Annotated in this window: 25 protein-coding genes; 1 reads left to right on the plus strand and 24 read right to left on the minus strand. The window is 29.8% G+C overall.

From position 1 onward, the window contains the following. Positions 1-7: 7 nt before the first annotated feature. The 23 genes from pseI to BUC29_RS12105 form a co-directional block, all read right to left on the minus strand. On the minus strand, positions 8-1,057 hold the full coding sequence (gene pseI / locus BUC29_RS11995) for a pseudaminic acid synthase (RefSeq protein ID WP_073416402.1): 1,050 nt from the start codon (positions 1,055-1,057) through the stop codon (positions 8-10). A gap of 4 nt (positions 1,058-1,061) precedes the next feature. Next, on the minus strand, positions 1,062-2,003 hold the full coding sequence (locus BUC29_RS12000; protein WP_073416403.1) for an ATP-grasp domain-containing protein: 942 nt from the start codon (positions 2,001-2,003) through the stop codon (positions 1,062-1,064). Between the two features lie 76 nt (positions 2,004-2,079). After that, positions 2,080-2,775 carry a metallophosphoesterase family protein gene (locus BUC29_RS12005; protein WP_073416404.1) on the minus strand — a complete coding sequence of 232 codons (696 nt, stop codon included), beginning with the start codon at positions 2,773-2,775 and terminating at the stop codon, positions 2,080-2,082. Further along, complete coding sequence (locus BUC29_RS12010; protein ID WP_073416405.1) at positions 2,772-3,458, minus strand: SDR family NAD(P)-dependent oxidoreductase; 687 nt, start codon at positions 3,456-3,458, stop codon at positions 2,772-2,774. The genes BUC29_RS12005 and BUC29_RS12010 overlap by 4 nt, the downstream gene beginning before the upstream one ends. 22 nt (positions 3,459-3,480) lie before the next feature. Further along, a complete protein-coding gene (locus tag BUC29_RS12015; protein WP_073416406.1) occupies positions 3,481-4,128 on the minus strand; it encodes an acetyltransferase in 648 nt (215 codons plus the stop codon). Continuing rightward, positions 4,118-5,146: a UDP-2,4-diacetamido-2,4,6-trideoxy-beta-L-altropyranose hydrolase gene (gene pseG, locus BUC29_RS12020; RefSeq protein WP_139260492.1), complete on the minus strand. Its 1,029-nt coding sequence runs from the start codon at positions 5,144-5,146 to the stop codon at positions 4,118-4,120. The genes BUC29_RS12015 and pseG overlap by 11 nt, the downstream gene beginning before the upstream one ends. Before the next feature lie 15 nt (positions 5,147-5,161). Next, a complete protein-coding gene (locus BUC29_RS12025) occupies positions 5,162-5,797 on the minus strand; it encodes an SGNH/GDSL hydrolase family protein (RefSeq protein WP_073416408.1) in 636 nt (211 codons plus the stop codon). Between the two features lie 36 nt (positions 5,798-5,833). Continuing rightward, positions 5,834-6,286 (minus strand): YhcH/YjgK/YiaL family protein, encoded by a 453-nt coding sequence (locus tag BUC29_RS12030; protein WP_073416409.1) that lies wholly within the window; start codon positions 6,284-6,286, stop codon positions 5,834-5,836. A gap of 17 nt (positions 6,287-6,303) precedes the next feature. Then, positions 6,304-8,076 (minus strand): cytidylyltransferase domain-containing protein, encoded by a 1,773-nt coding sequence (locus BUC29_RS12035; RefSeq protein WP_073416410.1) that lies wholly within the window; start codon positions 8,074-8,076, stop codon positions 6,304-6,306. A 6-nt stretch (positions 8,077-8,082) separates the two neighbouring features. Continuing rightward, positions 8,083-9,243, minus strand: a complete 1,161-nt coding sequence (gene pseC, locus BUC29_RS12040; protein ID WP_073416411.1) for a UDP-4-amino-4,6-dideoxy-N-acetyl-beta-L-altrosamine transaminase — start codon at positions 9,241-9,243, stop codon at positions 8,083-8,085. Further along, positions 9,243-10,253, minus strand: a complete 1,011-nt coding sequence (pseB, locus tag BUC29_RS12045) for a UDP-N-acetylglucosamine 4,6-dehydratase (inverting) (protein ID WP_073416412.1) — start codon at positions 10,251-10,253, stop codon at positions 9,243-9,245. Before pseB ends, pseC begins: the two co-directional genes overlap by 1 nt. Positions 10,254-10,285: 32 nt before the next feature. Further along, the gene (locus BUC29_RS12050) at positions 10,286-11,353 is read right to left on the minus strand and encodes a Wzz/FepE/Etk N-terminal domain-containing protein (RefSeq protein ID WP_073416413.1); all 1,068 of its coding nucleotides are present in this window, start codon (positions 11,351-11,353) and stop codon (positions 10,286-10,288) included. A gap of 5 nt (positions 11,354-11,358) precedes the next feature. Next, positions 11,359-13,767: an SLBB domain-containing protein gene (locus tag BUC29_RS12055; protein WP_073416447.1), complete on the minus strand. Its 2,409-nt coding sequence runs from the start codon at positions 13,765-13,767 to the stop codon at positions 11,359-11,361. A gap of 13 nt (positions 13,768-13,780) precedes the next feature. Then, positions 13,781-14,827 (minus strand): dTDP-glucose 4,6-dehydratase, encoded by a 1,047-nt coding sequence (rfbB, locus tag BUC29_RS12060; protein WP_073416414.1) that lies wholly within the window; start codon positions 14,825-14,827, stop codon positions 13,781-13,783. 5 nt (positions 14,828-14,832) lie between these two features. After that, positions 14,833-15,840, minus strand: a complete 1,008-nt coding sequence (locus BUC29_RS12065; protein WP_073416415.1) for a mannose-1-phosphate guanylyltransferase — start codon at positions 15,838-15,840, stop codon at positions 14,833-14,835. A gap of 27 nt (positions 15,841-15,867) precedes the next feature. Then, positions 15,868-17,151: a nucleotide sugar dehydrogenase gene (locus BUC29_RS12070; protein WP_317043486.1), complete on the minus strand. Its 1,284-nt coding sequence runs from the start codon at positions 17,149-17,151 to the stop codon at positions 15,868-15,870. Between the two features lie 278 nt (positions 17,152-17,429). Further along, entirely contained in the window at positions 17,430-17,894 is a 465-nt protein-coding gene (locus BUC29_RS12075; RefSeq protein WP_073416417.1) for a UpxY family transcription antiterminator, read from the minus strand. An 86-nt stretch (positions 17,895-17,980) separates the two neighbouring features. Then, complete coding sequence (locus BUC29_RS12080; protein WP_073416418.1) at positions 17,981-19,372, minus strand: UDP-glucose 6-dehydrogenase; 1,392 nt, start codon at positions 19,370-19,372, stop codon at positions 17,981-17,983. A gap of 24 nt (positions 19,373-19,396) precedes the next feature. Then, entirely contained in the window at positions 19,397-20,380 is a 984-nt protein-coding gene (locus BUC29_RS12085; RefSeq protein ID WP_073416419.1) for an SDR family oxidoreductase, read from the minus strand. 9 nt (positions 20,381-20,389) lie between these two features. After that, entirely contained in the window at positions 20,390-22,840 is a 2,451-nt protein-coding gene (locus BUC29_RS12090; protein ID WP_073416420.1) for an exopolysaccharide transport family protein, read from the minus strand. Positions 22,841-22,856: 16 nt separating this feature from the next. Then, complete coding sequence (locus BUC29_RS12095) at positions 22,857-23,648, minus strand: polysaccharide biosynthesis/export family protein (RefSeq protein ID WP_073416421.1); 792 nt, start codon at positions 23,646-23,648, stop codon at positions 22,857-22,859. A 70-nt stretch (positions 23,649-23,718) separates the two neighbouring features. Continuing rightward, complete coding sequence (gene recR / locus BUC29_RS12100; protein WP_073416422.1) at positions 23,719-24,339, minus strand: recombination mediator RecR; 621 nt, start codon at positions 24,337-24,339, stop codon at positions 23,719-23,721. 164 nt (positions 24,340-24,503) lie between these two features. Next, the gene (locus tag BUC29_RS12105; RefSeq protein ID WP_073416423.1) at positions 24,504-24,869 is read right to left on the minus strand and encodes a CoA-binding protein; all 366 of its coding nucleotides are present in this window, start codon (positions 24,867-24,869) and stop codon (positions 24,504-24,506) included. Between the two features lie 150 nt (positions 24,870-25,019). Between BUC29_RS12105 and BUC29_RS12110 the strand changes: the two genes are divergently transcribed. After that, the gene (locus BUC29_RS12110) at positions 25,020-25,649 is read left to right on the plus strand and encodes a MarC family NAAT transporter (protein ID WP_073416424.1); all 630 of its coding nucleotides are present in this window, start codon (positions 25,020-25,022) and stop codon (positions 25,647-25,649) included. Between the two features lie 74 nt (positions 25,650-25,723). Here BUC29_RS12110 and BUC29_RS21350 read toward each other — a convergent pair. Next, the coding region (locus BUC29_RS21350; RefSeq protein WP_244160825.1) for an arginine deiminase-related protein at positions 25,724-25,828 on the minus strand (105 nt) is incomplete at its 5' end.

Consider the following 25,828-nt stretch of genomic DNA (forward strand, 5'->3'; position numbering starts at 1 on the left):
ATTATTATTATTTAATAATATAATCCCATTTTAAAGCATCACCTTTTTCTAGATTTGAATTGATTTTTTTGCCTAAAACATCTTTAAAATATTTAGGATGCATGCCAAATCCCGGTCTGATTGATCTAACATTTTCTTCTGTAATTACACCACCTGCTTTAATATCCTCAACTACATATAATGATCTGGAAAAATCTTTACCCTGCAATTGCTTTTCTGTCAATGTGTAATCTACTACTCCTATAGCACTTTCTGCTTCACGAATTGCTTTTACCATTTCTGTAAACTCAATTTCGTTCATTGAAAAAGATGCATCTGGTCCTCCTATTGATCTGTCTAAAATAAAATGTTTTTCTATGATTTTAGCACCTAATACTGTTGCTACAATTGGCACTGTTGATCCCATTGTATGGTCAGAAAGCCCCGCAATGACATCATATCTCTCAGCTAAATCTTTAACCATTGCCATATTTGCTTCTTCTATTGGTGCAGGATAACTAGTTGTACATTTTAATAAAGAAATATTATCATTCCCTAGATCCCTGCAAGCCTTTACTGCCAATTCAATATCTTCTTGTGTAGCAATTCCTGTTGAAATAATAATTGGTTTACCTTTAGATGCTGCATATTCTATTAATGGAATATCGGTAATTTCAAGAGATGCAATTTTATAAGCGGGTACGTTTAAACTCTCTAATAAATCAACCGCGGTTTTATCAAATGGAGAAGAAAAATAGGTTAACCCTTCTTCCTTAGCTACACGAAAAAGTTCTTCATGCCATTCCCATGGAGTATAAGCTTCTTGATACAACTTGTGTAAATTTTGACCTTCCCATATTGTCCCTTTTATTAGAAAATCCTCTTTATTACTATCAATAGTTATTGTATCTGCCGTGTAGGTTTGCAATTTAATACAATTGGCTCCTGCTCTTTTTGCTGCACGAATTGTTTCAATTGCAGTTTCAATACTTCCATTATGATTTGCAGATAATTCTGCAATAATAAAACATGGATATCCTTCTCCTATAAAAGTATTATCTATACAAATTTTTTTCATCTTTTTATTGAATATACTCACTAAATCCTTTATACAATTTTTTTCCAATTGAATTATCTTCGTAATTAGAAATTTCTAAATTTAATTTATCCTGTATTGACCACTCTAAATCTTTAAAACCAAGCAAATGTCTAAATCTAACTGTACTTGAGAATCGTGGATTAATCTCAAAAACAATTGGTCCTTTTGAAGTCAGTCTTAATTGTACATTAATACTCCCTACCAAATTAATTTTTTCTGCTAAGGATTTTAACAAATCACTGATCTGATTATTTTCAATTACCTCTCCATATCCAGTAAAACCACCCATCAATTCTCTTTTAAGTATAATTGAGCGTATTATTCCTGTTTTACTTCTAAAAAGGCCACAAGTATATTCACCATTATCTCCATCCAAAAATGCTTGTATAATAAAATCTGGATTATTTTTTTTAACCGAAATAAAAGTGTCGTAATCTTTAACTATATACACGCTTGAACTACCTGACCCTGTTCTTGATTTTAATATTACTGGATACTCTACTGGTTCAGCATTTGTAATGGAATTTGTAACTGGAAAAGGAAGATTATTATTTTTTAAAAAATTTGCAGTTTCTAATTTATCAAAACCTATCTCAAGAGCATTTGAAGAAGCTAAAATTAATTCTGCTTTTCCAATTTTATTTATTTTTTCTCTAGAAAAAAACCTTAATTCTGGCTCAGAAATAGGAATAACTAAATCTATGTTTTTCTCATTTACAAAGTTTTTCAGATTTTTAATATATTCATTATCAGTACATTTTAAACCTAAAAAAAAATTAGAATAAATAAATTTTGCTGCATTTTTATCTGAGATATCGCAACCATATAAATTATTTACTAAAGTATATTCGTTAAGAATTTTGCCTACACTTTGTCCTATATCTCCTCCACAACCTGTAACGAGAATATTTAATTTTTCTTTCATAATGTAAATTAGTACAACTTTTTATTTAGTTTCTATTTAAAAAATTCAAAACTACAAACGATTTTTTTAATGTTCTTTATCGCTCTAAAATTTTTGAAGAGTATCCTATTTTTGATTCTATTGATTGAATGTCCTGAATTAATTTTGCGGGACTATAAGAAGTAACTCTTATTTTATAATCTTTATTATCTGTATTTATTAATGCCCAATATGCCTTTCCTCCTTTTTCTCGTGATTGTCCGACAGATCCGCAATTTATCAAAATGCTATCAATACATTTATATGAAAATGAGTAATGAGAATGTCCTATTAATACAAAATCATGTTGTTTAGAATTACACTTTTCTAATTGAGCAATTGGGGCATCTGGATAAATATATTCATCAATACTTGAAGGACTACCGTGATTTAACTGAAAAGAAACACCATCTATAATAAGTGATTTTTGTACTGGAAGTGAGAATAACCAATCTAGCTTATCCTGAGGGATTTTTTTTAACGCATATTCATGCCCTCTGCCGTATTTTTCAACTAATATTTCAGTGCTGATTTTCTTTTCATAAAGTTCTTGGAGGATCACTTCATGATTACCTTTGATAATTTCATAATCCCATTCTGAAAGCAAATTCAAAATTTTTTCAGGATAGTAATAATACCCTACGATATCACCTAAAACCAAAATTTTATCAACTCCAATATTCCTTGCTTCGTTTAAAACTTCCTGCAAAGCATAGTGATTACCATGAATATCTGAAATGACGGCTATTTTCATGAATAAAAATTAATTTCAGTAAGTATTTTATTAGCTGCATCCTCAGCTTTCATAAGTTTGTTATCTGATTTTAATGAATTAAAATATTTTTGCTCAGGAAAATGATTTTTTCTTATATCCTCTTGCATCTTAGTATCTAAAACTCCTGGATCAATACTAAAAATTTTTAGTTTTTGATTATTTAAGTTTTCTTCTTCTAAAACTTTAAAAAACATTTTTAAATAAGCCTTTGCGGAACAATATAATGACCAATACGGTATTGAATTGTTTCCAGCTCCAGAAGTAATGTTTACTAATACAATTTTATTGTCTAAAAAATTATATAAAAGTTGATTTATTAGATTTACTGGATAATTAATATTGGTATTAATTGATAATCCAATTTCCGAAACACTAAAATTACTTATTTTATTTATGGGTAAAATTACACCAGCATTATTAAAAAAATAAATAATAGAAGTTTGGCTAATTTCTTTTTTTACTGTATCAATAACTTCCATTGAGAAGGGTTCAGACAGATCTGTTTTGATTAATAATAATTTATCTGAATTTATCCCTTTATGATCATCATGTAATGATCTGGATAAAGATATAATCTTAATCTCTTCGTCAATTAATGTTAAATCAACTAAAGCTTTACCAAGTCCTCTACTTGTTCCTGTTATTATTATAATTTTTTTCAATTTTAATCTATTTCACTATCCCTTAATATAGCGTGATGTTTTCTTTATGCTTAAATGGATTTCCTATTACAAAACTATCTTCTTTAATATCTTTTGTTAAGCAAGTCCCAATTGCTATTGTGCTATTTCTTCCTACTGTTACATTATTTGCAATTGTTGCAGCTGTACCAATAAATGAAAGCTCACCCACATTTATAAAACCACTTAAACAAACTCCTGGGGCAATATAAGTACATTTCCCTACATGAGTATCATGAGCGACAATAGATGAATTCAGTATTATAGTTCCATCCTCTATCGTTACACCTTGATCAATATTACATAAAGGATAAATAATCACTCCTTTTCCAATTTTAGCATTTCTACTGACAAAAGCTGTTGGATGTATAAATGAAAAAATATTATATTCCTTTTCAATCAAATAATTAAGAATTTCATATTTCAAATTTTTACTTAGATACCCTAATGTTGGTATAAAATGTAAATTTTTAAAAACGTCTAATTTAAAATCATTAAATCTATATCTTCTTTCTTTATCGTTTGGAGTTATATCATCAGCAAAAATATAGATGTTTTTTTCCTGATAATTATTTTCTAATAGTGTATTATATAATTGCTTACCAACACTACCGAAACCAATTAAACCAACTTTTATTTCACTACAAATCATAGAACACTTTTTTTAGATTAGCGTACTGTTGATAATTGTACACTTTTTTTTGATTTTCAATTAAAAAAGAAGATTCCATAACTTCTTTAATTTTAGTTTTAAATGAATTAAAATCAACGTTTCTATAATCTCCCACTCCAATCGCTAAATTATTATCGACAAAGTGATTATAGGGTTGAATTTGATTCTCTGCAAAATAACCGACCAAAATTTTACTTCCTACAGATGCTGTTTCATTTAAAAGGCTGCTGGCAGGTACAATACATATATCAGAGCCTGCTATTAACAAAGCAACTTCATCAGCATTTATATTTTTATGAATTTTTAAATTTTTAAACTTTTCTAAACTGGGGAAAAATTTATAAGCATCTCCAATCAATAAATTTATTTCAGAAAAAGAACCAATTTCATTTAAAAAACTTACTATTTTTTCTGAAATATTAAAAAAATCTGCCCCTCCAAATGACATAAAAACAGTATTAGGCTTTTTTTTAATTGATCTGTATTTCGAATTAAAGAATTCTTTCCTTAACAAAGCATAATTGGTTCCTAAATATAATTTTGTATAACTTCTCTTTCTAAAAGAATTATACGCAAATCCTGGTATATTATTTATTAAAGCATCACAAACATAGTCCTTATCATTATGATCATCTATGTAAATTAATTTACATCCTTTCTCTCTTATTTTAGTTTGATATTCCGAAGTAAAAAAATAATTATCTAATACAACTATGTCGCCTTCATCCAAATAATCTAAAAATTCTTGATAATGATCATCATTATCACTTAATTCTATAACTTCAGTACAAAATTTATGAATTTCATTTAATTGATATTCTGTCGGTTTTTGAGTAGCATATATACAATTAAATTCCTGATTTATTAGTTCTGCAAGTCCAAGTGTTCTAACAAAATGACCGTACCCAATTCGCGAATTGCCATCTGCTCTAAAAATTACTCTTTTATTCAAAATCATCATACCTCTACAAAAAATAACAATATTTTCTAAAAACAAAAACCATCTATTAAATTATCTTAAGCGATTGACAATAATATCTTCAATTTTTTCAAAAATCAATTGATGTCCTTTCTCATTTAAATGATGAAAATCAGAGATGATTCCATCAAGAGGAAAATCATCATTACTAATAAATTGAGTCTGCCCTTTTAATAAATCATTGTATTCTTTAGCATTTTTTTTTATTCCTGGCACTATCATTTCATATTGATCACAAATTTGTAAAATGCCTAAGGAATAAAGAGGAATATGTTCAAATGAGCTTTTAATCTGTATTAATGAATCCAAAAAAAGTTTTCTATTGGTATAAGTACAATTACGCAAACTCCTTAATTTTTTGTCAAAAAATTTTGTAATATAACGTAATCTAAATTTATCAATTAATACTTTTTCTAGTACCGTAAAAGATCTAGGGGCACAATCGACTATACCACATTGAATAAAAACAAGATCAGGCTTAAATTGTTTATAATAAAAACATTGACCAACTAAATCCGTTATTCTTGCTCCACCCATTGCAAAATCACAAATAACTAATTCTGGATATTTTTTCTTGAGCAAATGGATATAAGTATCTTCATAATTAACTTCTCCTTGATCGTATTTACGAGGCAATGATAATGAATCTGTCAAAAACAATATTCTCATTTTTTATTATTTCAGATTATAATAAAAATCTATTTGTTATAAATCAGCGCGCAATTTAACTACTATTTTTTTCACATCAGAATGACCTTTATATAAAGCCATGTGAGCAAAATTATTAGGGATAATACAGAAATATCCTTTAGGAATTATAATTTCTTTAATGGTATTAGACTTAAACAATGCGTAATCATCTGCCTCAATATATTTTTTATATTCCTCCACTTCTCTATTAACATCTGCATATGCAATAACATCGATGCCGTTTAAAGTTATATGAATATCCATCAGTTTTTTATGTGCCTCTAAAATATTTTCATCAAATGACTCAGATACCTTTTTGCTTTGTATTGGGATTAAAGTTATCTCATTACTAATCGTTTTTTCATGCAACGATTCTAAATCACTCTTTTTGAGAATATCAATTAATTCGGTAATCTCTGGGTATATAACTTTATAATTTGATAGATTTTCAATTGTATCAGTTATCATAATATTCTTTTTAAACTTTAACTACTTTTAATTTTTGTGTTAGCATTTAAAGTATCTATTAAACTTTGATCTGTCTTATATTTAAGTTTAATATGACCATTTATTTCTGGCAGTTCTGGATTTGAATCTAATAAATTAAAAATATCTTTAATAGTATAATTACCTGTTGAAGAAAGATTATCATGAATTTTATTAAACAATATTATATCCTCATCATAATCTAAAGTAAGCCTATAATCTCTAATCAAACTTTTAGGAAGATCTACTAAATTGATTTTGAAATATTCTGGATTATTAATAAAATACCAAGTCATATATTCTGAATAATCTGCAGAAGGAAAATAGCTCTTTACTTTTTCCATTGCTTGTACATTTATAATTTCAATATTTGTACCAACAGCAGCATCTTTTGCAGCAGTATAATCAGCCCCATTCTCAAAATGAGACTTTAATAAAATTTCACAAATTTCATTATCAATAAATGGGCAATCTGCCGTTACTCTAATTACAACATCAATTTTTAATTTTCTTGTAATATCTAAATATCTTTGTATAACATCTTCCGGGTCACCTTGATGAAAAACTACAGACTCATTATAAGTATAATCTTTAAGTGACAAATCTGATTCTAAATTTGAAGTAGCTAAAATTACATTACTAACATTCTCAAATTTACAAGCATTTTTAATACATAATTCAACTGAGGTAAGGTCTCCAATTTTAAGTAAAGCTTTTTCTTTTAACCTTGTAGATTTTAATCGACAAGCAATAATTACAGCAATATTTGCTTTTTTAAAATCTTCTCTCTGTAACGTTTCTCCTTTATCTTTAGAAACTGAAAGTAAATGAAATGCTGAAATTAGATCTTTAATTTGTTTCGAATTTAGTCCATTTTTACCAGATCTTTTAAACTCGAAATCTTCATTAATTGACAAATATTGTCCCTTTTCTTTTGCTTCTTTCAATAAAGGTTTCATAATAGATTTCTCTAAATACAAAAGTTCTCTATCATTAATGAATTCTGCTTTTAAAAGATCCTCATAATTATTAATTACCTCAATCATTTTAGTAAACTGAGAAAAACCAAGGCTTGAATACATATCATATTTGGTCTCAGCATTTTCCAACAATACATGTTTCTCTACAATATCAGCTCCAGATGCAATTGCTAAAGCAGGTAACCATATGGCATAATCAGATTCACGATCAACATGATCAGCAAAAACTACTTTCTTTGAAAATGTATTCTTAACTTTATTAATCTTAGAAATGCCCGAATCTTGCAACAAAGTCGGATAACCCTGAAATCCAACCTCAATTAATATTTCTTCTGGGTTAAGATTTTCTTCATATTTGTTCAAAAAATACTCTATTTCATTCAAATCAAGAGAGGCTACATTAATTATTAGCTTCTTATCAGAAAGATTGATTTTAGACAAAGCATTTAATACCGCATAATTAAACAAGACTGAAACCTGCAACTTGATTCCATAAATTTTTGAATGATTTTCTTCTAAAATCTGTACTCCATACTCATCAAATATATCCAACCAAACGTCCTTTGTTTCTTTTGCTAAATTTATTATATCATTCCATTCTGATGAATTAAATAATAATTCTTCATAAACCGAATGCCATTCAAAATCTTTTGTTGCTAATTTATCTGGATGCAATGGTTGAAATTTAATCCCAAAATTTTCCTTGAATACTGAAAATTGTGAAACTAAACTTTTAATATATTTTATATCTCCTCCATGAGTATTTGCTACTTCAATAATTGTATATGCCATGAAATCTTATAAGTTATTAGAATAAAATAAATTAATTTTGTCAATTACAAATTCTTGTTCCTCAGCTGTCAATGTAGGATACATTGGCAGGCTTATGCACTTTGAATAGTAATCTTCTGCTTTACTTAAATCAGTATCATTATTATATCCAATTTCTCTATAATAAGGCAATTGATGAACAGGTATATAATGAATTTGAGCATAAATCTTATTTTGATGTAAATAATCATAAAGCCCTTTTCTATCTTCAACTTCAATTACAAAAAGATGATGTGCATTTAAAAATTTATCCGGTAAGCTTTGAAACGTAATCTTTCCTTCAAACGCTTTTTTATACTTCTGAGCAATTTCATTTCTCTTTTCTACTCCCTTTTCATTTCTTGCAAGTTGAGAAATTCCTAGTGCTGCTTGAAAATCAGTTATTCTATAATTATATCCTAATGTCTGCATTTCATAAAACCAACCACCCTGATTTTCTGACATATTGTCTTTTGTAATTCCATGAGAACGTAAAAGCAATAATTTTTTATAAACTTCATCAGAATTGGTAGTTACCATTCCTCCTTCTCCACATGCAATATGTTTTACAGGATGGAATGAAAAAACCGCAGCATCTGCATAAACTCCATTTCCACAAAACTGTTTTTGGTTTTTAGAATCCATAAAATACCCTCCAGGGGCATGACATGCATCCTCCAAAATCCATAAGCCGTGTTCATCAGCTAATTTTCTAAAAGCTTCTAAATCTACTGGTAATCCAGCAAAATCAACAGGAATTATTCCTTTAAAAAAACCTTTTGGTTTGCTTTCTATTAATTCTTTGGTTTTTTCAAGAGACAATAAATAAGTATCTCTGTCAATATCTGCAAACCAAACTTCTGCACCTACAAATCGTGCACAATTTGCTGAAGCCGCAAAAGTTATTGGAGTAGTGATTACTCTGTCTCCTTCTTGCAACCCTAAAGCCATAACCCCAATATGAAGACCTGCAGTTGCATTGTTAACTGCTACAGCATATTTAGAATTGACAGATTTTGCAAATTTCTCTTCAAATTCTTTTATTTTAGGCCCCTGAGTTAAAAAATCTGATTTTAAAGTTTCTATTACAACTCTAACATCTTCATCTGTTATATCTTGCCTTCCATAAGGAATAATTTTATTTTCCATTATACTTCAAAATTAGCATCAACGTGTTCTGTAATCAAAGTTCGCAAAGTATCAACAGTCTCCCAGTCTTCATTTGAACCAGAGTTGTAATTAAATCCATCTTCTACTTTTTTAGCATTAAAATGACTTAAATATTCCTGCAGTTTGAAATTAGGAACAGATGGAAGAATTGTATAATATTTACCTAAATCGTACGTATAAAAGGAATCAGAAGCTGTAATCATTTCTTCATGTATTTTTTCACCTGGTCTAATCCCTACAATTTCAAGAGGGCAATCTGGTGCTATTGCTTTTGCTACATCTGTTATTCTATACGATGGTATTTTAGGTATAAAAATTTCTCCCCCCCAAGCATGTTCCATAGCATGCATAACCATATCAACTCCTCCTTGCAGAGATATATTGAATCGTGTCATAGACATATTGGTAATAGGTAGTTTTCCTTCTTTCTTTTTATTAATAAAAAACGGAATTACGGATCCATTTGATCCCATTACGTTTCCATATCTAACTACTGAAAATTTTATAGGATTAAATCCCTTTATATTGTTTGCTGCAACAAATAACTTATCAGAGGTCAATTTTGTAGCTCCATAAAGATTAATTGGCGCACAAGCTTTATCAGTTGATAAAGCGACAACATTTTTCACATTGGTTTGCATTGCTGCATGAATAACATTCTGAGCACCTCCTATATTTGTTTTTATGCATTCATCAGGATTATATTCAGCCAGATGCACATGTTTCATAGCTGCTGCATGGATCACATAATCTACTCCTTGAAAAGCTCTTACTAATCTTTGTTCATCTCTAACGTCACCCAAAAAAAATCGAATCTGAGGATAGTTGCTTAATGGATATTCCTGAGCCATTTGAAATTGTTTTTGCTCATCTCTAGAGAATATAATTACTTTTTTAACTAATGGGTAAGTACTAAAAATATGCTTTGTTAGTGCTTTACCAAGAGATCCTGTTCCTCCTGTTATTAAAATTGTTTTATTGTTCAACATATAATAGTTGTTATAAATATTAAAAAAAAGATTTAAATTAATCGTTTAACTATACGTTTAATAATTAAATAAATCAACATTAAAAAACCTCCTAAAAAACCTCCAAAGATTATACCTTTTGCTTTACCAAAGCGTTCTTTAAACAATGGCAATATAGGCTTATCTATTACTTGAATAAGGGGAGTTTCTCTACGCAAAGTAACTTTTGCTAATTCTGTTTGTTTTACCAGTTCTGTAAGGATAGCTGTATTAGCCTGAACATCTACCTGTCTTCGAACTGATGGCGCTTTCCGAACATTAAGAGCAGGATTTAAGTTAAAAGTATTATCATTAGCTACAGCAACACCCGTAATTGCCCCATTAAGCTCACTTCGAATAGAATCAGTTTGTCTTTGAAGTATATTCATGTTTAATCTGGCTTTTTTGCTTTTGGTATCTATGTAAAAATTTCCAACTTGTTGAACCAACCCTTCACAAAAATATTTTGAAAAAAGCTCATCGCTTGAAGAAACTTCAACAGTGATGATTGATATTTTTTTATCTTTTTGATCAACACTTAATCCCCCTTTTGATAATCTGTCAAAAATAATCCCTAAAATACTATCTTGAACTCGATTAAAATTTTGACGCTGTGAATTAGGTAAAAACTGAATCTTTTTTAATTTCAAATCTTTATCCCATTTTTCTCTCCAGTCATTATTTTTAATATACATCTCAGCCAAAGAAATAGTCTTACCATCTACAGTAACAGGTGATAAAAGTGTTTTTTCAACCATATATCTTGATTTAAACAGCTCAGTTAAATTACTCCCGGAAAACATTCCCCCACCACTTCCGCCTAAATCTAATCCAAGTGTACTAGCCAAGCCTAATGCTCCACCAAATCCTCCTCCAGCTTTTTCATCTTCTAGAGCAAAGGATAATTTGGCAGTATAAATTGGCTTTTTTATTAGTGAGTAACCAATTCCTAAAAATGCTCCTAATATTCCTGCCAGCATTATAATTTTCCATTTAGAAAATAGATAGGCTGTCCATTCTTTTAATTTTATAATTAATTCTTTCAATGAAATTTCATCATTTTCAAAAGCAATATTATCCATTTAATTTATTTAAAAGCTGTTACTATTAATAATGCCAGACTAGTTAATACACTTCCAATACTAACCCATTCTCCTGTACTCATTTTTTTAGTTTCAGGTTTTTCAGGAACAACAATTTGTGAATCAGGTTCGACTGAAGGATATGCTCTGAAAAATAAAAATGATTTTGTTACATCTGCCTTACCATTTGGATATATAATATATGCCTTTCTCTTCCATCCTTTATTATTAACTCCCCCTACAGCATTAATGTAATATTTAAATCCTTTTCCGCTTCTATATGGAATTTCAGATGTTAATAATACATTTCCTGTCACTTTAACACCTTCATTATATACAGCTACTTCAATCTCATCGCCTGGAAATAATGTAACATTAGAATAATGATCTTTATCTTTCTCTATTTTTTCCCAGTTAATAGGAATTGTAGAAAATTTTATATCCGCTAATTTTTCTTTTAAAGAATCATTTTTAGATAAATTTAAATCTACACTTTCTAATTTTTCTAATTCGTCTTTCTTAATAGGTCTTTTTATTTTCATTCCCTCAACATTTGATATAGTAGTTAATCCTCCAGCTCTCATAACTATATCATATACTTTCTCTTTCTTGTTTGCTAATACATATTTTCCTGGGTATGCAACTGCACCAGAAATAGTTACCATTTGAGGTTTTTCATAAACAGCTATTCTACGAATATTAATAACATCAAAAGGTTTTAAAATAAAGTTTTTCGCTTGCTCATTATTATCGGACGAAATTTCAAGCTGCAGCAATTCAATACGTTTTGGATCTTTATCATTTATCACATCTGACTTAACCATTCTAGCAACTTCTACTCGTTTAGATGCAGATCCAGTTAATCCACCTACTTGAACTATTAAATCATTTAAAGTCAGATTTTCAACATAATCATATACTCCAGGTTTTTTTACTTCTCCATCTATGGTTACTTTATATTCTTCTCTAAAATCCAAAATAGAATATACAGTAACAACATCTTCTCTCTTTAATTCAATATCCGAATTTAGATCTCCTGTTAATGCTGCATTCAAATCAACATTTACAATCTCTACTGTTAAATCTGATTTCAAGCGAATTATCCTTGCTCTTTTACTATATGCATCTTCCTTTAATCCTTCGGCTCTGGCAATAAGATCGGAAATCCTCATACCTTCTGTAAAAGAATAATAATCCGGTCTGAAAACTGCACCTTCAATTTTAATACGATTTTCAAATCTATCTAAAATTTTTGTTACCCTGAAAACATCACCTGAATGCGGAATATAGGAACTAAAATCACTTTCGTTTATATCGTGAACTTTAAATTCTTTTCCAGTTTTTTGCAATACATTTACTGATGCTGTATAAGCAAATTCGTTAAATCCTGACGCAAAGTTTAATAAATCTGAAAAAGTTTCTCCTTTTTTCATTTCAAAAACACCAGGACGCTTAACTTCCCCATCAACTTTAACTCTTTCACTATAAGCAGGGATTCTGATAACATCATTGTCTTTTAAATTAACATTATCTGATTGATCTCCTTTTACCAAAAATCTATAGATATCTATATTTTTAAAAACTTTATTATTTCGTATCAATTCTATATTTCTATAACTGCCATTTTTACCCGGTCCGCCAGCTAAGTGTAGAGCGTTATAAACTGTAGCTAAAGAAGAAATTGAATAATTTCCGGGTTGTTTTCCTCCTATTACTGTAATTTTAATAGTACGTATTTGATTAAGACTGACGCTCACTTGAGATTGTCCTGAACGTACTGTGCTGTAAACATTCGCAATTGCTGCTTTAATTTTTTGCGTGGCCGCTTCAATTGGCATTCCTGCAACAGCAATTTGTCCTACATATTGAATACTTATTCTTCCTTCTGTACTAACAGGGATACTTGCACTAAATTCTTGTACACCATATATACTTATTTGTAGCTCATCACCTGGCCCTAAAATATAATTAACTGGTGTGGCTAATTTTAAATCTGGTTCAAAATTTAAATTAGGAGTATCAAAAAGTTCCGAGCCAAAGATTAAAGCATTCGTAGAATCCTTTACTTTATTATTAACAATTTTTTCCTGAGTTCTTCCAAATTCAGCTTTAGTTTTATCTTTATCTAATGAATTGTTCTTATTTGTAGAACTATTAGACATAGCATTTAATCTTATTTTTAGCTTCTCAAATTCTTCTTGACTCATACCTTTTGATATTGCAATAGGTTCAGCTTCATCAATAGTCATATTGTTGCTTTTTAGTTGTGCACTAATTTTAGCAATATCATCTTGTGATAAATAATCTACCTTTATTGTGCTCAAGTCTTTAGATTTGAGCACATCTTGTCCATAAACATTCAAAGATGTTACTAAAACTAAAAATAGGGTAAGAACGTATGCTATTTTTTTCATGTAAATAAAATGTTTAAGAATATTGTTTTTGATAATAATCTTTGTATGATCCTGAAGTAACATTTTTCAGCCACTCTTGATTATTCAAATACCAATTTATTGTTTTTTCTAATCCTTCTTCAAAGGTTACAGATGGTTTCCATCCTAATTCCTTATTTATTTTTGATGCATCAATTGCATAACGTAAATCATGGCCTGGTCTATCTTTAACGTATGTAATTAGTTCTTGAGAAGTCCCTTCGATTCTACCTAACTTTTGATCCATTAAATTACATAATAGTTTAACTAATTCAATGTTTTTCCATTCATTAAATCCACCAATATTATAAGTTTCATGATTTTTTCCCTTGTGGAAAACTAAGTCTATTGCAACAGCATGATCTTCAACAAATAACCAGTCACGAGTGTAATTTCCATCTCCATACAAAGGCAATGGGTTATTATTTATAATATTATTAATAAATAGTGGGATCAATTTTTCAGGAAAATGATACGGTCCATAATTATTAGAACAATTTGTTAAAATATAAGGTAAGTCATATGTTTCTCCATAAGCCCTAACAAAATGATCAGAACTGGCTTTTGATGCAGAATAAGGTGAATTTGGATCATACGGAGTATCCTCTGTAAAAAGCCCTTCCGTACCAAGAGAACCATATACTTCATCTGTACTAATATGGTGAAATCTTTTTCCTTCAAAATTCCCTTTCCATTGATTTTTTGCAACATTCAATAAATTCATTGTTCCAACAACATTTGTTTTTACAAAAGCTAATGGATCTTCAATAGAACGATCAACATGCGATTCTGCAGCTAAATGCAAAATTCCATCAAAATTATGTTTTGAAAAAAGATCGTTAATAAAACTTTCATCAACAATATCTCCTTTTACAAAAGTATAATTTGGTTTATCCTGAATATCTTTTATGTTTTCCAGATTTCCTGCATAAGTTAATGCGTCCAAATTAAAAATCTGATAATTTGGGTATCTATTTACGAAACGTCTTACTACATGGGAACCAATAAATCCAGCCCCGCCAGTTATAAGAATTTTTTTCATCTTAATTAATTTAATAAATCTGAATTTTGTTTTTCCAATTCACTATAGATATCTTTCACATCTTGCGAACTTTCTTTCTGAAGAATTAAATTTGCAGTTTTAGTATGAACAAATATAGTGTTTTGTAATCCTAAGAAAGTTGTATGATCATCACAACCGATAACCATGTTGCCATTTTTATCTATAGGATGCCCTTTTGTAATCAAATATTCATAAACAGATTCAAACGATCCTAAATCTGACCATGAAAATGAAGCTGGTACAACTTTTATCTTTTTACTACGCTCCATAACTGCATAATCAATACTGATGGATGGAATTTGTAAAGATAAATCCAAGTCTAGAAATCCTTCTTTGTGAGCTTCCCAAACAGCTTTAGATGCTTCATATACATCTGGCTGAAATTGTTTCAATTCATCGAGTAATACCCCTGCTTTAAAGCAGAACATTCCACTATTCCATAAAAAATTACCTCTTGCGATAAATTCTTTTGCAGTAGTTTCGTTTGGCTTTTCTCTAAATGACAGAACTTTATCACCTTTTGATTCAATATATCCATAACCTGTTTCAGGTTTGGTTGGAATAATTCCAAATGTCACTATAAAGCCATCTTTTGCTTTGTTAATAGCTTCTTGAATTGCATTATTATAGTCATCCATTTTATCAATAATATGATCAGATGGAGTTATAATTAAAATGTCTTCGGGATTTGATGCAAATGCTGCAAATGCAATAGCAGCTGCTGTATTTCTTGGAGTAGCTTCGACAATGTTCACATAATCAGTTTTGGTTTTATCCATAACTTTTCCGCTTAAATGATGATTATCAACATTTCCAACAACCATTACTTTATCAGCAAGGTGACTATTACGTTCTACAGTCATTTCAAATAATGACTTGTTTTCAAAAATTTCCAAATATTGTTTTGGCTGGCTTTTACGAGAAAGCGGCCATAATCTACTTCCTACTCCTCCAGTTAAAATAACATGTATAATTGAGTTGTTTTTTTCCATTTTTATAAATTAAATAAGAATTAAAGTTTATAGTCTATTATCTGCTAATTCTCCTAAAACTCCTTTTACATCATATAATAGACTACTTTCTTTTTGCAATTCAGAAAAATTTAAATTTAAAAATTCATTATGTGCTACTCCTAAAACTATAGCATCAAATTTTTCTGTTGGCAAAGAATTTTTAGTATCTAATTTGTATTCTTTTTTGACTTCTTCGATACTAGCTAAAGGGTCAAAAATTGTAACTACTATTCCGTATTCTTTTAATGCTTTTATTACATCAACTATTTTAGTATTTCTTACGTCAGGACAGTTTTCTTTAAACGTAATTCCCAACATTAAAAGCTGAGCTCCATTAACAGAAACTCCTTTTTTAATCATAAGTTTTACAATTTGTGAAGCAACATATTCACCCATGCTGTCATTTAAACGTCGTCCTGCTAAAATTATTTCAGGATGGTATCCAAATTCTTGCGCTCTTTGTGCCAAATAATAGGGATCAACTCCAATACAATGACCACCTACCAAACCTGGTTTGAATGGCAAAAAATTCCACTTTGTTCCAGCTGCCTTCAATACTTCCTGAGTATCAATATTCATTAAATTGAATATTTTTGCTAATTCATTAACAAAAGCTATATTAATATCACGTTGAGAATTCTCAATTACTTTTGCGGCTTCTGCTACTTTTATAGAAGGTGCTAAATGTGTTCCTGCAATTATAACTGATTTATATAATGAATCGACTTTCTGGCCAATTTCCGGAGTTGAACCTGATGTAACCTTTAATATTTTCTCAACAGTATGTTCCTTGTCTCCCGGATTTATTCTTTCAGGCGAATAACCAACGAAGAAATCTTCATTAAATTTTAATTCTGAAATTTTCTCCAAAACCGGCACACATTGCTCTTCTGTTACTCCTGGATATACGGTTGATTCGTAAATAACAATATCTCCCTTTTTTAATACTTTTCCAACAGATTCGCTAGACTTGTATAAAGGAGTAAGATCTGGACGATTATTTTTATCTACCGGAGTTGGAACTGTTATTATAAAATAATTACAGTTTGAAATATCCTCAAGAGAACTTGTACAGTAAAGCCCAGCTTCGTTATTGATATCCTTTACCAATACTTTTTGTAGAGTTTCTTTGTCGACTTCTAATGTTGTATCGACACCTGAATTTAAGCTTTTAACTCTAGATTCATTAATATCAAAACCAACAACTGAATATTTTGTAGCAAATAATCTGGCTAACGGTAATCCAACATACCCCAAGCCAATAATAGCTATTTTTATATTTTCTTTCAATTTAATTTTTCAATTTATTAGTTTCAATTACTAAAACTCACGGCTTCGCCCTTCTGAGTCACAAACTAATGACTCAGACACCCTAAAAAACAATTTTGGCAAATATAGCATATTCATTCTGTTTAATCAATACAGTTTATGGTATAAGTAAAAAGAAATCGTATTAAATTTTTCTAAAAAACAGCAACAACCTTTCAATCAGTATGTTAAGAATTTTACTACAAAACAAAAAAGAGAGAAAATATCAACCTATTTCTCTCTTTTATATTTTACAGCCTTTATTTATATTTTATTTTTAAAACACATCCCAATGATTCAAGCACTAAAATATAATGCGTATTTGAAACTTCCTGTACGATTGCATTTTGATTATTAAACACTCCAGACTCTAGCTTTATTTTATCTCCTACCTGAAATGATGTTACAGAAATATCGGCTATATTTGGGGCTTTAAGACTGTTCTTTATAATATTTATTTCTTCATTGCGAACAATGGCTGGTTTTCCTAACCAAAACAAATACCTTACAACACCTGCAATCTGAAATACAGAATTCCTCTCATTATCCGGCAATTGCACAAAAACGTATGAATTAAAAAGCGGCGCTTCGACTTTCTTTTTCCTATCTGACCACTGCTTTATCTTTGTTATTAAAGGACAGTAGCATTCTATTCCCATTTCATTCAATCGTTCAGCTACTTTTTTTTCCCATTTTGGTTTTGTATAAATTACATACCAATCCATAATTTCTATTTTAGTATTAAAAATAAAACCCTAATCAAATCTCATTTTCTCTTTCAAATAATTCTACTTTTAATAAAATAGTCTAATTAAGAACCTATTCCATTATAAACAAAACCGATAGATTCTAATTTTTTCGCATCTAATATATTTCTTCCATCAAAAACAAATGCGGGTTTATGCATTGAATCATAAATTCTCTTCCAGTCATAAGTTGTAAACTCATCCCATTCTGTTAAAACTGCAATTGCATGAGCATTTTTACAAGCTTCGTAAGGGTCATTTAATATGGTTAAAGCCTCAAGATTTTTTTCTGCACTTCTAGTTTCTAAATAATCTAAATCGCTAAGCATTTTGTTTTTGGAAACTTTTGGATCATAAACCGAAATTTTTGCCTGCTCATTGATTAAATCATCAGCCACATATATTGCTGCTGATTCTCTCGTATCGTTTGTATCTTTCTTAAAAGCCCAGCCTAAAAAAGTAATCTTTTTATCTGCTACAGTATTATATAATGTCTGAACAATTTTACTTGAAAATCTCCTTTTTTGATGATCATTCATAATTATAACTTGCTCCCAGTAATCTGCAACTTCATTTAAGCCGTACGTTTTAGCGATATAAACCAAGTTTAAAATATCTTTTTGGAAACAAGACCCTCCAAAACCAACCGAAGCTTTTAAGAACTTTGGTCCGATTCTACTATCCATTCCAATTGCTTTGGCAACTTCATTTACATCTGCTCCCGTTTTTTCACATAATTCAGACATTGCATTAATTGAAGAAATACGCTGTGCCAAAAATGCATTTGCTGTCAATTTAGACAACTCTGAAGACCAAACGTTTGTTGTTAAAATTTTATCTTTACTTACCCAGTTTGCATAAACATTTACTAAAGCGTTTATTGCTTCTTCTCCATCTGGAGTTGTGTCACCTCCAATTAAAATTCTGTCCGGATTTAACAAATCGGTAATAGCTGTTCCTTCTGCTAAAAATTCAGGATTTGATAAAATTTGAAATTGAACACCATTTCCCGTATTGTCTAAAATACTTTTTATAGCTTCTGCAGTTCTAACCGGCAAGGTTGATTTTTCAACTACAATTTTATTTTGTTTTGCAACTTTGGCAATCTGTCTTGCACACAATTCAATATATTTTAAATCAGCCGCCATACCTTTTCCTTTACCATAAGTTTTGGTAGGGGTATTAACTGAAATAAAAATTACCTGAGCTTCATCTATAGCTTTCTCAACTTCTGTAGAAAAAAATAAATTTCTTCCTCTTGCTTCTGCTACAATTTCAGAAAGTCCTGGCTCATAAATAGGAATATTATCAGTATTTGGATCATTCCAATCTTTAATTCTTTGTTCGTTTAAATCTACAACTGTAACTTGTATATGCGGACATTTTTGCGCTATAACCGCCATTGTAGGGCCTCCAACATAACCAGCGCCTATGCAGCAAATTTTTGTAATTTCCATTTACTTAAATTATTATCTATTTTTTTATTTCAAATTATTCCAATACCAGCTTACTGCCTCTTTTAATCCTTCTTCTAAAGAATATTTTGGATTATATCCTAACAGTTTTTTAGCCTTATCAATACTTGCTAATGAATGTGGAATATCGCCTGCTCTATTTTCTCCATAAATTATTTCAACATCAGCAATTTTTGAATCCAACTCAGACAAGTATTTTTTTAAATACTTTACTAAATCATTTAATGTATTTCGATCACCAAAAGCAGTATTATATACTGTGTTAAAAGCAGATTGATTTTGCGTTGTAATTGCCAATTCATTCATTTGAATCACATTATCTATATATGTAAAATCGCGTGAATAATTTCCATCGCCATTAATTACCGGACTTTCATAATTCATTAATTGTTTAACGAATTTTGGAATTACTGCTGCATAAGCTCCATCCGGATCTTGTTTCCTCCCAAAAACATTAAAATAGCGAAGTCCAATCGTTTCCAGTCCATAAGTTTTACTGAAAATTTCAGCATATAGTTCATTTACATACTTGGTAATAGCATACGGAGAAAGAGGTTTTCCTATTACTTCTTCAACTTTTGGCAAACCTTCAGAATCTCCATAAGTTGATGAGCTTGCCGCATAAACAAAACGTTTTACTTTTGCATCTCTAGAAGCAATTAAAATATTTAGAAAACCAGAAACATTTACATCATTTGTAGTTATGGGATCATTTATAGATCTCGGAACTGATCCTAATGCGGCCTGATGTAAAACATAATCAGCATCTTCTACTGCTTTAATACAATCATCAATGTTTCGGATGTCACCTTCAATTAATTTGAATTTTGGATTATCTATAAAATCTTTTAAATTATGACGATGTCCTGTAGAAAAATTATCCAAGCAAATTACATTATGGCCTAATTTTAAAAAATGTTCGGTTAAATTTGAACCTATAAAACCTGCGCCGCCAGTAATTAATATTGTATTTTGAGCTGAATCTTTCATTATCTCAATTTATCTTTTTCTGAATTTACTTGTAATTAAATTCCAAAACCCACTTTTTCTTTCTTCTTCATGATATCCGTTTGAATAGGCTCCATAACCGTATCCATACCCATAGGTTGAACCATATTTTGCTTTGTTTTCAAAACCATTAAAAACAATACTTGCATTGCTTAATTCTCCTCTTTTAACTTTATTATTAAGCAACGTGATCATATCTTTTTTAGTATAATTCTGTCTTACTATGTATAAAGTTACATCTGCATATTGAACAAGTTCTGATGCATCAGAAACCAAACCAACTGGTGGTGTATCAAGAATTATATAATCATATTTCTGCTTTAATTCTTCTATTAATTCCTTCATTGCATCGCTCAAAATTAATTCGGATGGATTTGGAGGAATTGGCCCTGATAGTATAACATCAAGATTTGCAATTTGTGTAGAGTTTGTTATTTCTTCAAGAGTATTTTGTCTAATTAAATAATTTACTACTCCTAATTGATTACTTGTTAGACAAAATTCATCAGCTAATCTTGGTTTTCTTAAATCCAAACCTACAATAACAGTTTTCTTTTCACTTAAAGCAAAAACTGTAGCTATATTAACAGAACAAAATGTTTTTCCTTCACCACTTATAGACGAAGTAATCATCAATGTTTTTGATCCATTAACCTGTTGTTTCTTATATAAAAATTGCAATGATGAACGAATACCTCTAAAAGCTTCAGAAAGAGCCGATTTTGGCTTATCAAAAACAGCTAAACTTACCCCGTCTTTATTTAATCCTACTACGCCAATAATTGGTATTTCAGTCAATTTACTAATATCATCAGTATTTTGAATCGTATTATTTATAAAGAAAAGTATGAATACGAATATTAAAGGAATTAATATCCCTAGAAATAAGGCCAAAATATAATTTGCAGAAGTTTTAGGACCAATTAGCCCTTCGCCAATGTCTTTAGCCGGATCAATAAAATGAATATCTGACAAGTTTGAAGCCTTTACAATTTCTGCCTCATTTCTTTTTTGAAGAAATTCTGTGTAGATGTTATCATTTAAATCATATTTCCTTTTTATTTTCAAAAGTTCTTGTTGTTCTTCAGGTAATTTTCTAACAGTACTCTCTGCCTGACCAATTTTTGCGTTTACTAAAGACAGATCATACAAAAGAGATGCTTTTGCTGAAGCTATATTTTCTAACAACACACTCTTTACAGCCTGCATTTGATTATCAAAATCTTTAAAAATCTTATCGCTTTTTACAGCATAAGCCATTTCAGATCTTTGTGTAGAAAGAGCTATAAGTTTAGAAATATTTGTAACAATATTTGGATCTTCTATTCCTGCAACAGAAGGTGCCGGAAGGCGTGAATAATCAACGCTGTTATTTAAATATGATTTTAAAGAATTATAATAAGCTATTTTTCTGGTTACCTGATCCTTTTCTACATCAAAATCCATTATTTTATCTGAAAACTTTTCGCCTCCACCTTCTATTTGATAAATATTTTTATCTTTTCTGAAAGTCTTTAACTCATTTCCAGTTTGTTTAAGCTGCGCTTCCATAGCAACAAGTGTGCTGTCTATAAATCTTATAGTATTTGTTGCAAATTGATTTTTACCATCAAGCTGAATTTTGATTAACATTCTTACTGTTGCATTCAAATATTCAACTAATCTTGCCTTGTTTGTTCCCTGCATTGAAAGAGTCAATATTGACCCTCCATTTTTATCGCTGTCAATACCTATCCCTTTATAACGAGAAACAGTCCCATCAAAATCGTTAAACTTTACAAAATATTCTTTTCCTTTATAAAAACCTGGATTATCATTAATTTGTAGTTTCCAATTTAAGAAAGGTAAAGAAACTTGTTCGCCAACTTTATATTTTTTTATAAATGTTTCTGGCTGTACAGATGTAGTGCTGTATTTATTAGTAAAATATGTAATTAATGAAACAGAATTATTTTCAAATGGAATTTGAATTTGATATTCATTTTCATTTAAAAACTTAATACTTATTAAAGTATTTGCAAGCTGCCCTTTTGTTTTATCAATATCAACATAAAAAGGCACAGTTCCATAAGAATCTACTAAGTTATATTCTCCCTGCTCAAGGTAGTCAATATAATATTGAAGTTTATCAACAACTAATTCGTTATGTGATCTTGATTGTAATATTGTAGAGATTCCATTTACCTGATCTGAAATTCCTCCCCAGTTAAAAACCAAACTTGTGTTAGACGTAAAAAACGGATTACTTTCTTCTTTTATAGAAATCATGGTCTGCATTCCGTAAATTTTTTCTTTTCGAATATTTACCTGATATGCAATTGTAAAAGCAATGATTAAACTTACCAGAAACCATTTCCAATAGCTTAGGATTTTTAATAAAAACCCTTTGAAATCAAAGTTTGAATGATTCTCAAAAATGGAAAAATCTTTTATATCTAACATTTTAATAAATTATTTTTTAATTTCTGATTATCAAATAAACTGTTGTTGCCAAAGACAATAAAGTTATAACTGTTCCGATAGATTGTATACCTGTCTGACCTGTACCCCATGTTTTTTGTTTCAACGGCTTTACATATATATAATCATTTGGCTGCAGATAATAATATGGCGATTTCATTACATTAACATCAGTAAGATCAATACTATTCATTTGAACTCCCGTTGGTGTTTGACGAATTACCATTACTTCTTTTCTATTACCAACAGTTGTAATATCGCCGGCATTTGCAATCGCTTCCATTATATTTACATTATCTTTAAATAATGTTTTTGTACCAGTATTACCAACCTCACCATTTATAGTATATCTGAAACCTGCAAGTTTTACGGTAACAAAAATATTAGCTTCGCTTTTAAAATATTTTTCAAGTAATTCCTTTTCAATTTTCACACGAACTTCTTCAAGAGTATATCCTATAACGTTTATTTCACCCAAAATTGGCATTCTGATATTTCCATGATCATCGACTGTAAATCCATCAAAGTATAATGCAGATTCTGATTTTGCATCTAAATTGGTGTTTTCTTTTGGATTAAAAATAGAAACCAATTTAGGATCTATAGCTTTTATATTAATACTTAAAACATCATTTACTTGCAATCTATAAGGTTTAGATTCTACTGACGCAATATTATTTTGCTCTGATGAAGTATTTTTATCCTGCAAATACACAAGATCATTTAAGGGAATACAAGATGTAAACAAGGTACCGATGAGCAATAATATATAAAAGCTGTTTTTTGTCATTTTGAAAATTTTAACGCAAATATAGTTTTTCCTTTAATCTTCAGGAAATCTATATATCATTTGATGGCATTTAATTGCTTTTGAAAGTTTTTTCGAACGGAACCCGATGCAGAATACTTCTTCCAAGGGTAATTTCGTCTGCATATTCTAATTCGTCTCCAACCGAAATTCCTCTGGCAATCGTAGAGATAACAATTTCTGAATCGGCAATTTGTTTATAAATATAAAAATTTGTTGTATCTCCTTCCATAGTTGAACTCAAAGCAAAAATAATTTCAATTACCTTTCCCGATTTTACTTTTTCTACCAAACTGGAAATATTTAACTGACTTGGCCCAACTCCTTCTATTGGAGAAATTTTTCCTCCTAAAACATGATAAATACCTTTGTATTGCCCTGTATTTTCAATCGCCATTACATCTCGAATATCTTCGACAACACAAATAGTTTGATGATTTCTTGTACTATTTGCACAAATTTCGCAGACTTTTGTATCTGAAATGTTATGGCAGTTTTCACAAAATTTAATATCCTCACGCATATTTAATAATGCCTGCGAAAGAAATCCTGTTTGTTCTTTGGGTTGTTTTAGCAAATGAAGAACTAAACGTAATGCGGTACGTTTACCAATTCCTGGCAATTGCGACATTTCGTTTACTGCTTTTTCTATTAATTTTGATGAAAATTCCATGACAGCAAAAGTAATACTTTTAATGGTATCACTTGTTTTGATCTGTGCAAAATCAATACTTTAGAAAATAAAAAATATTTTTCTGTTCCATAAAAGAATCAACATCATTTTATAAAAATCATGAAGCTTTTAGAATCTTAAAATATATAACAGAAAAACGGAATTCAATATTGATTTGTAGCCAGCAAAACAAGAGTACAGGCAACTTCAACTTCGATATTGTTTAGTTCTAATAATTGATATAATTCCGGATTTTCAGTTCCCGGATTAAAAATTACTCTTTTCGGTTGTGACTCAACAATGTAGTTATAATAATCACGTTGGCGGGTAGGATTTAAATACAAAGTTACGGTATCTATATTTTTAACCGGAATAGCTTTCGTTTGAATTTTTACTCCGGCAACTTCTCCGGTATTTTGTCCTATTGCAATAACTGTATGTCCTTTTTGAGTAAGCATATTTATAGCTCTATAAGCATAACGGTCCGGCTTTGTAGTAGCACCAAGAAGTAAGGTTTTTTTATTTTTCATCATCTTAAAATATTCTACAAAAGTAGTCAAAAATGATTGCGTAAATTATCTTATTGATTTAGAATATTGACTCTAAAAAACAATATGATAATATTAATTTGAATACAGATATTAAAATTTACTTACTTTTACTTTATCAACCAATATTATATGGATCTATTTATTTACTTATTTGCTGCACTTTTTTCTGTACTTAACCCAATTGGAACTGTTCCAATTTTTGTTGGATTAACACAACATGATTCACAAAAAGAACGCTCGAGAATTTCTTTATGGACAGCCATAAACGTTGGCATTATTTTGTTGGTTTCTTATTTTATTGGTCAGTATGTTTTAACTTTTTTTGGAATAAGTATTGATGCACTTCGAATTGCCGGTGGAATTGTAATTGTAAATTCTGGTTTTTCATTACTTTCCGGAAAATTTAATAAAAAGCGAGGTATCAATAAAAAAATTGAAAATGAAGTACAGCAAAGAAACGACATTGCTTTAACTCCGTTGGCGATTCCGATGCTTGCTGGTCCTGGGTCAATTTCATTATTAATTGCTTTTTATCAGGAACATCACCAAATGGAAGAAATTATTTTTTCATGCCTTGCAATTTTAGCTATTGCTGTAGCCATTTTTGTTATTTTAAAAAGCGCACATTACTTAGCAAGAATTTTGGGAGCATCAGGAATTGTTGCTATTTCCAGAATTGTTGGGTTTATTGTAATCTCTATCGGAATTCAATACATCGTAAGTTCGATCGTAAATATCATTAAAGGAAATTTGATGTAAGCCTTTTCTACAAAACAGAAAAAGGGATAAAAAACTTCGTGTTTATATCCCTTTTTATTTTATATAACTAAAACCTAATTTCTCGGCAAAAATACTTCTGCCATCATACATCTGGCACTTCCGCCCCCGCAGGCTTCGATTGTATCCAAACTTGAACTTAAAATCTCAGCGTGTTTTTC

The organism is Flavobacterium defluvii (assembly GCF_900129555.1).
Lineage (GTDB): Bacteria > Bacteroidota > Bacteroidia > Flavobacteriales > Flavobacteriaceae > Flavobacterium > Flavobacterium defluvii.

What these genes read in the sequence shown, in the direction of transcription:
- BUC29_RS12005 (WP_073416404.1), bottom strand. Translation starts at nt 2,775, where the DNA reads ATGAAAATAGCCGTCATTTCAGATATTCATGGTAATCACTATGCTTTG.
- BUC29_RS12015 (WP_073416406.1), bottom strand. Translation starts at nt 4,128, where the DNA reads ATGATTTGTAGTGAAATAAAAGTTGGTTTAATTGGTTTCGGTAGTGTT.
- rfbB (WP_073416414.1), bottom strand. Translation starts at nt 14,827, where the DNA reads ATGAAAAAAATTCTTATAACTGGCGGGGCTGGATTTATTGGTTCCCAT.
- BUC29_RS12050 (WP_073416413.1), bottom strand. Translation starts at nt 11,353, where the DNA reads ATGGATAATATTGCTTTTGAAAATGATGAAATTTCATTGAAAGAATTA.
- BUC29_RS12075 (WP_073416417.1), bottom strand. Translation starts at nt 17,894, where the DNA reads ATGGATTGGTATGTAATTTATACAAAACCAAAATGGGAAAAAAAAGTA.
- BUC29_RS12095 (WP_073416421.1), bottom strand. Translation starts at nt 23,648, where the DNA reads ATGACAAAAAACAGCTTTTATATATTATTGCTCATCGGTACCTTGTTT.
- pseC (WP_073416411.1), bottom strand. Translation starts at nt 9,243, where the DNA reads ATGGAAAATAAAATTATTCCTTATGGAAGGCAAGATATAACAGATGAA.
- BUC29_RS12035 (WP_073416410.1), bottom strand. Translation starts at nt 8,076, where the DNA reads ATGGCATATACAATTATTGAAGTAGCAAATACTCATGGAGGAGATATA.
- BUC29_RS12080 (WP_073416418.1), bottom strand. Translation starts at nt 19,372, where the DNA reads ATGGAAATTACAAAAATTTGCTGCATAGGCGCTGGTTATGTTGGAGGC.
- recR (WP_073416422.1), bottom strand. Translation starts at nt 24,339, where the DNA reads ATGGAATTTTCATCAAAATTAATAGAAAAAGCAGTAAACGAAATGTCG.
- BUC29_RS12025 (WP_073416408.1), bottom strand. Translation starts at nt 5,797, where the DNA reads ATGAGAATATTGTTTTTGACAGATTCATTATCATTGCCTCGTAAATAC.
- BUC29_RS12085 (WP_073416419.1), bottom strand. Translation starts at nt 20,380, where the DNA reads ATGAAAGATTCAGCTCAAAATACAATATTAATTACTGGCGGCGCAGGT.
- BUC29_RS12000 (WP_073416403.1), bottom strand. Translation starts at nt 2,003, where the DNA reads ATGAAAGAAAAATTAAATATTCTCGTTACAGGTTGTGGAGGAGATATA.
- pseB (WP_073416412.1), bottom strand. Translation starts at nt 10,253, where the DNA reads ATGTTGAACAATAAAACAATTTTAATAACAGGAGGAACAGGATCTCTT.
- BUC29_RS12105 (WP_073416423.1), bottom strand. Translation starts at nt 24,869, where the DNA reads ATGAAAAATAAAAAAACCTTACTTCTTGGTGCTACTACAAAGCCGGAC.
- BUC29_RS12055 (WP_073416447.1), bottom strand. Translation starts at nt 13,767, where the DNA reads ATGAAAAAAATAGCATACGTTCTTACCCTATTTTTAGTTTTAGTAACA.
- BUC29_RS12110 (WP_073416424.1), top strand. Translation starts at nt 25,020, where the DNA reads ATGGATCTATTTATTTACTTATTTGCTGCACTTTTTTCTGTACTTAAC.
- BUC29_RS12065 (WP_073416415.1), bottom strand. Translation starts at nt 15,840, where the DNA reads ATGGAAAAAAACAACTCAATTATACATGTTATTTTAACTGGAGGAGTA.
- BUC29_RS12090 (WP_073416420.1), bottom strand. Translation starts at nt 22,840, where the DNA reads ATGTTAGATATAAAAGATTTTTCCATTTTTGAGAATCATTCAAACTTT.
- BUC29_RS12030 (WP_073416409.1), bottom strand. Translation starts at nt 6,286, where the DNA reads ATGATAACTGATACAATTGAAAATCTATCAAATTATAAAGTTATATAC.
- pseI (WP_073416402.1), bottom strand. Translation starts at nt 1,057, where the DNA reads ATGAAAAAAATTTGTATAGATAATACTTTTATAGGAGAAGGATATCCA.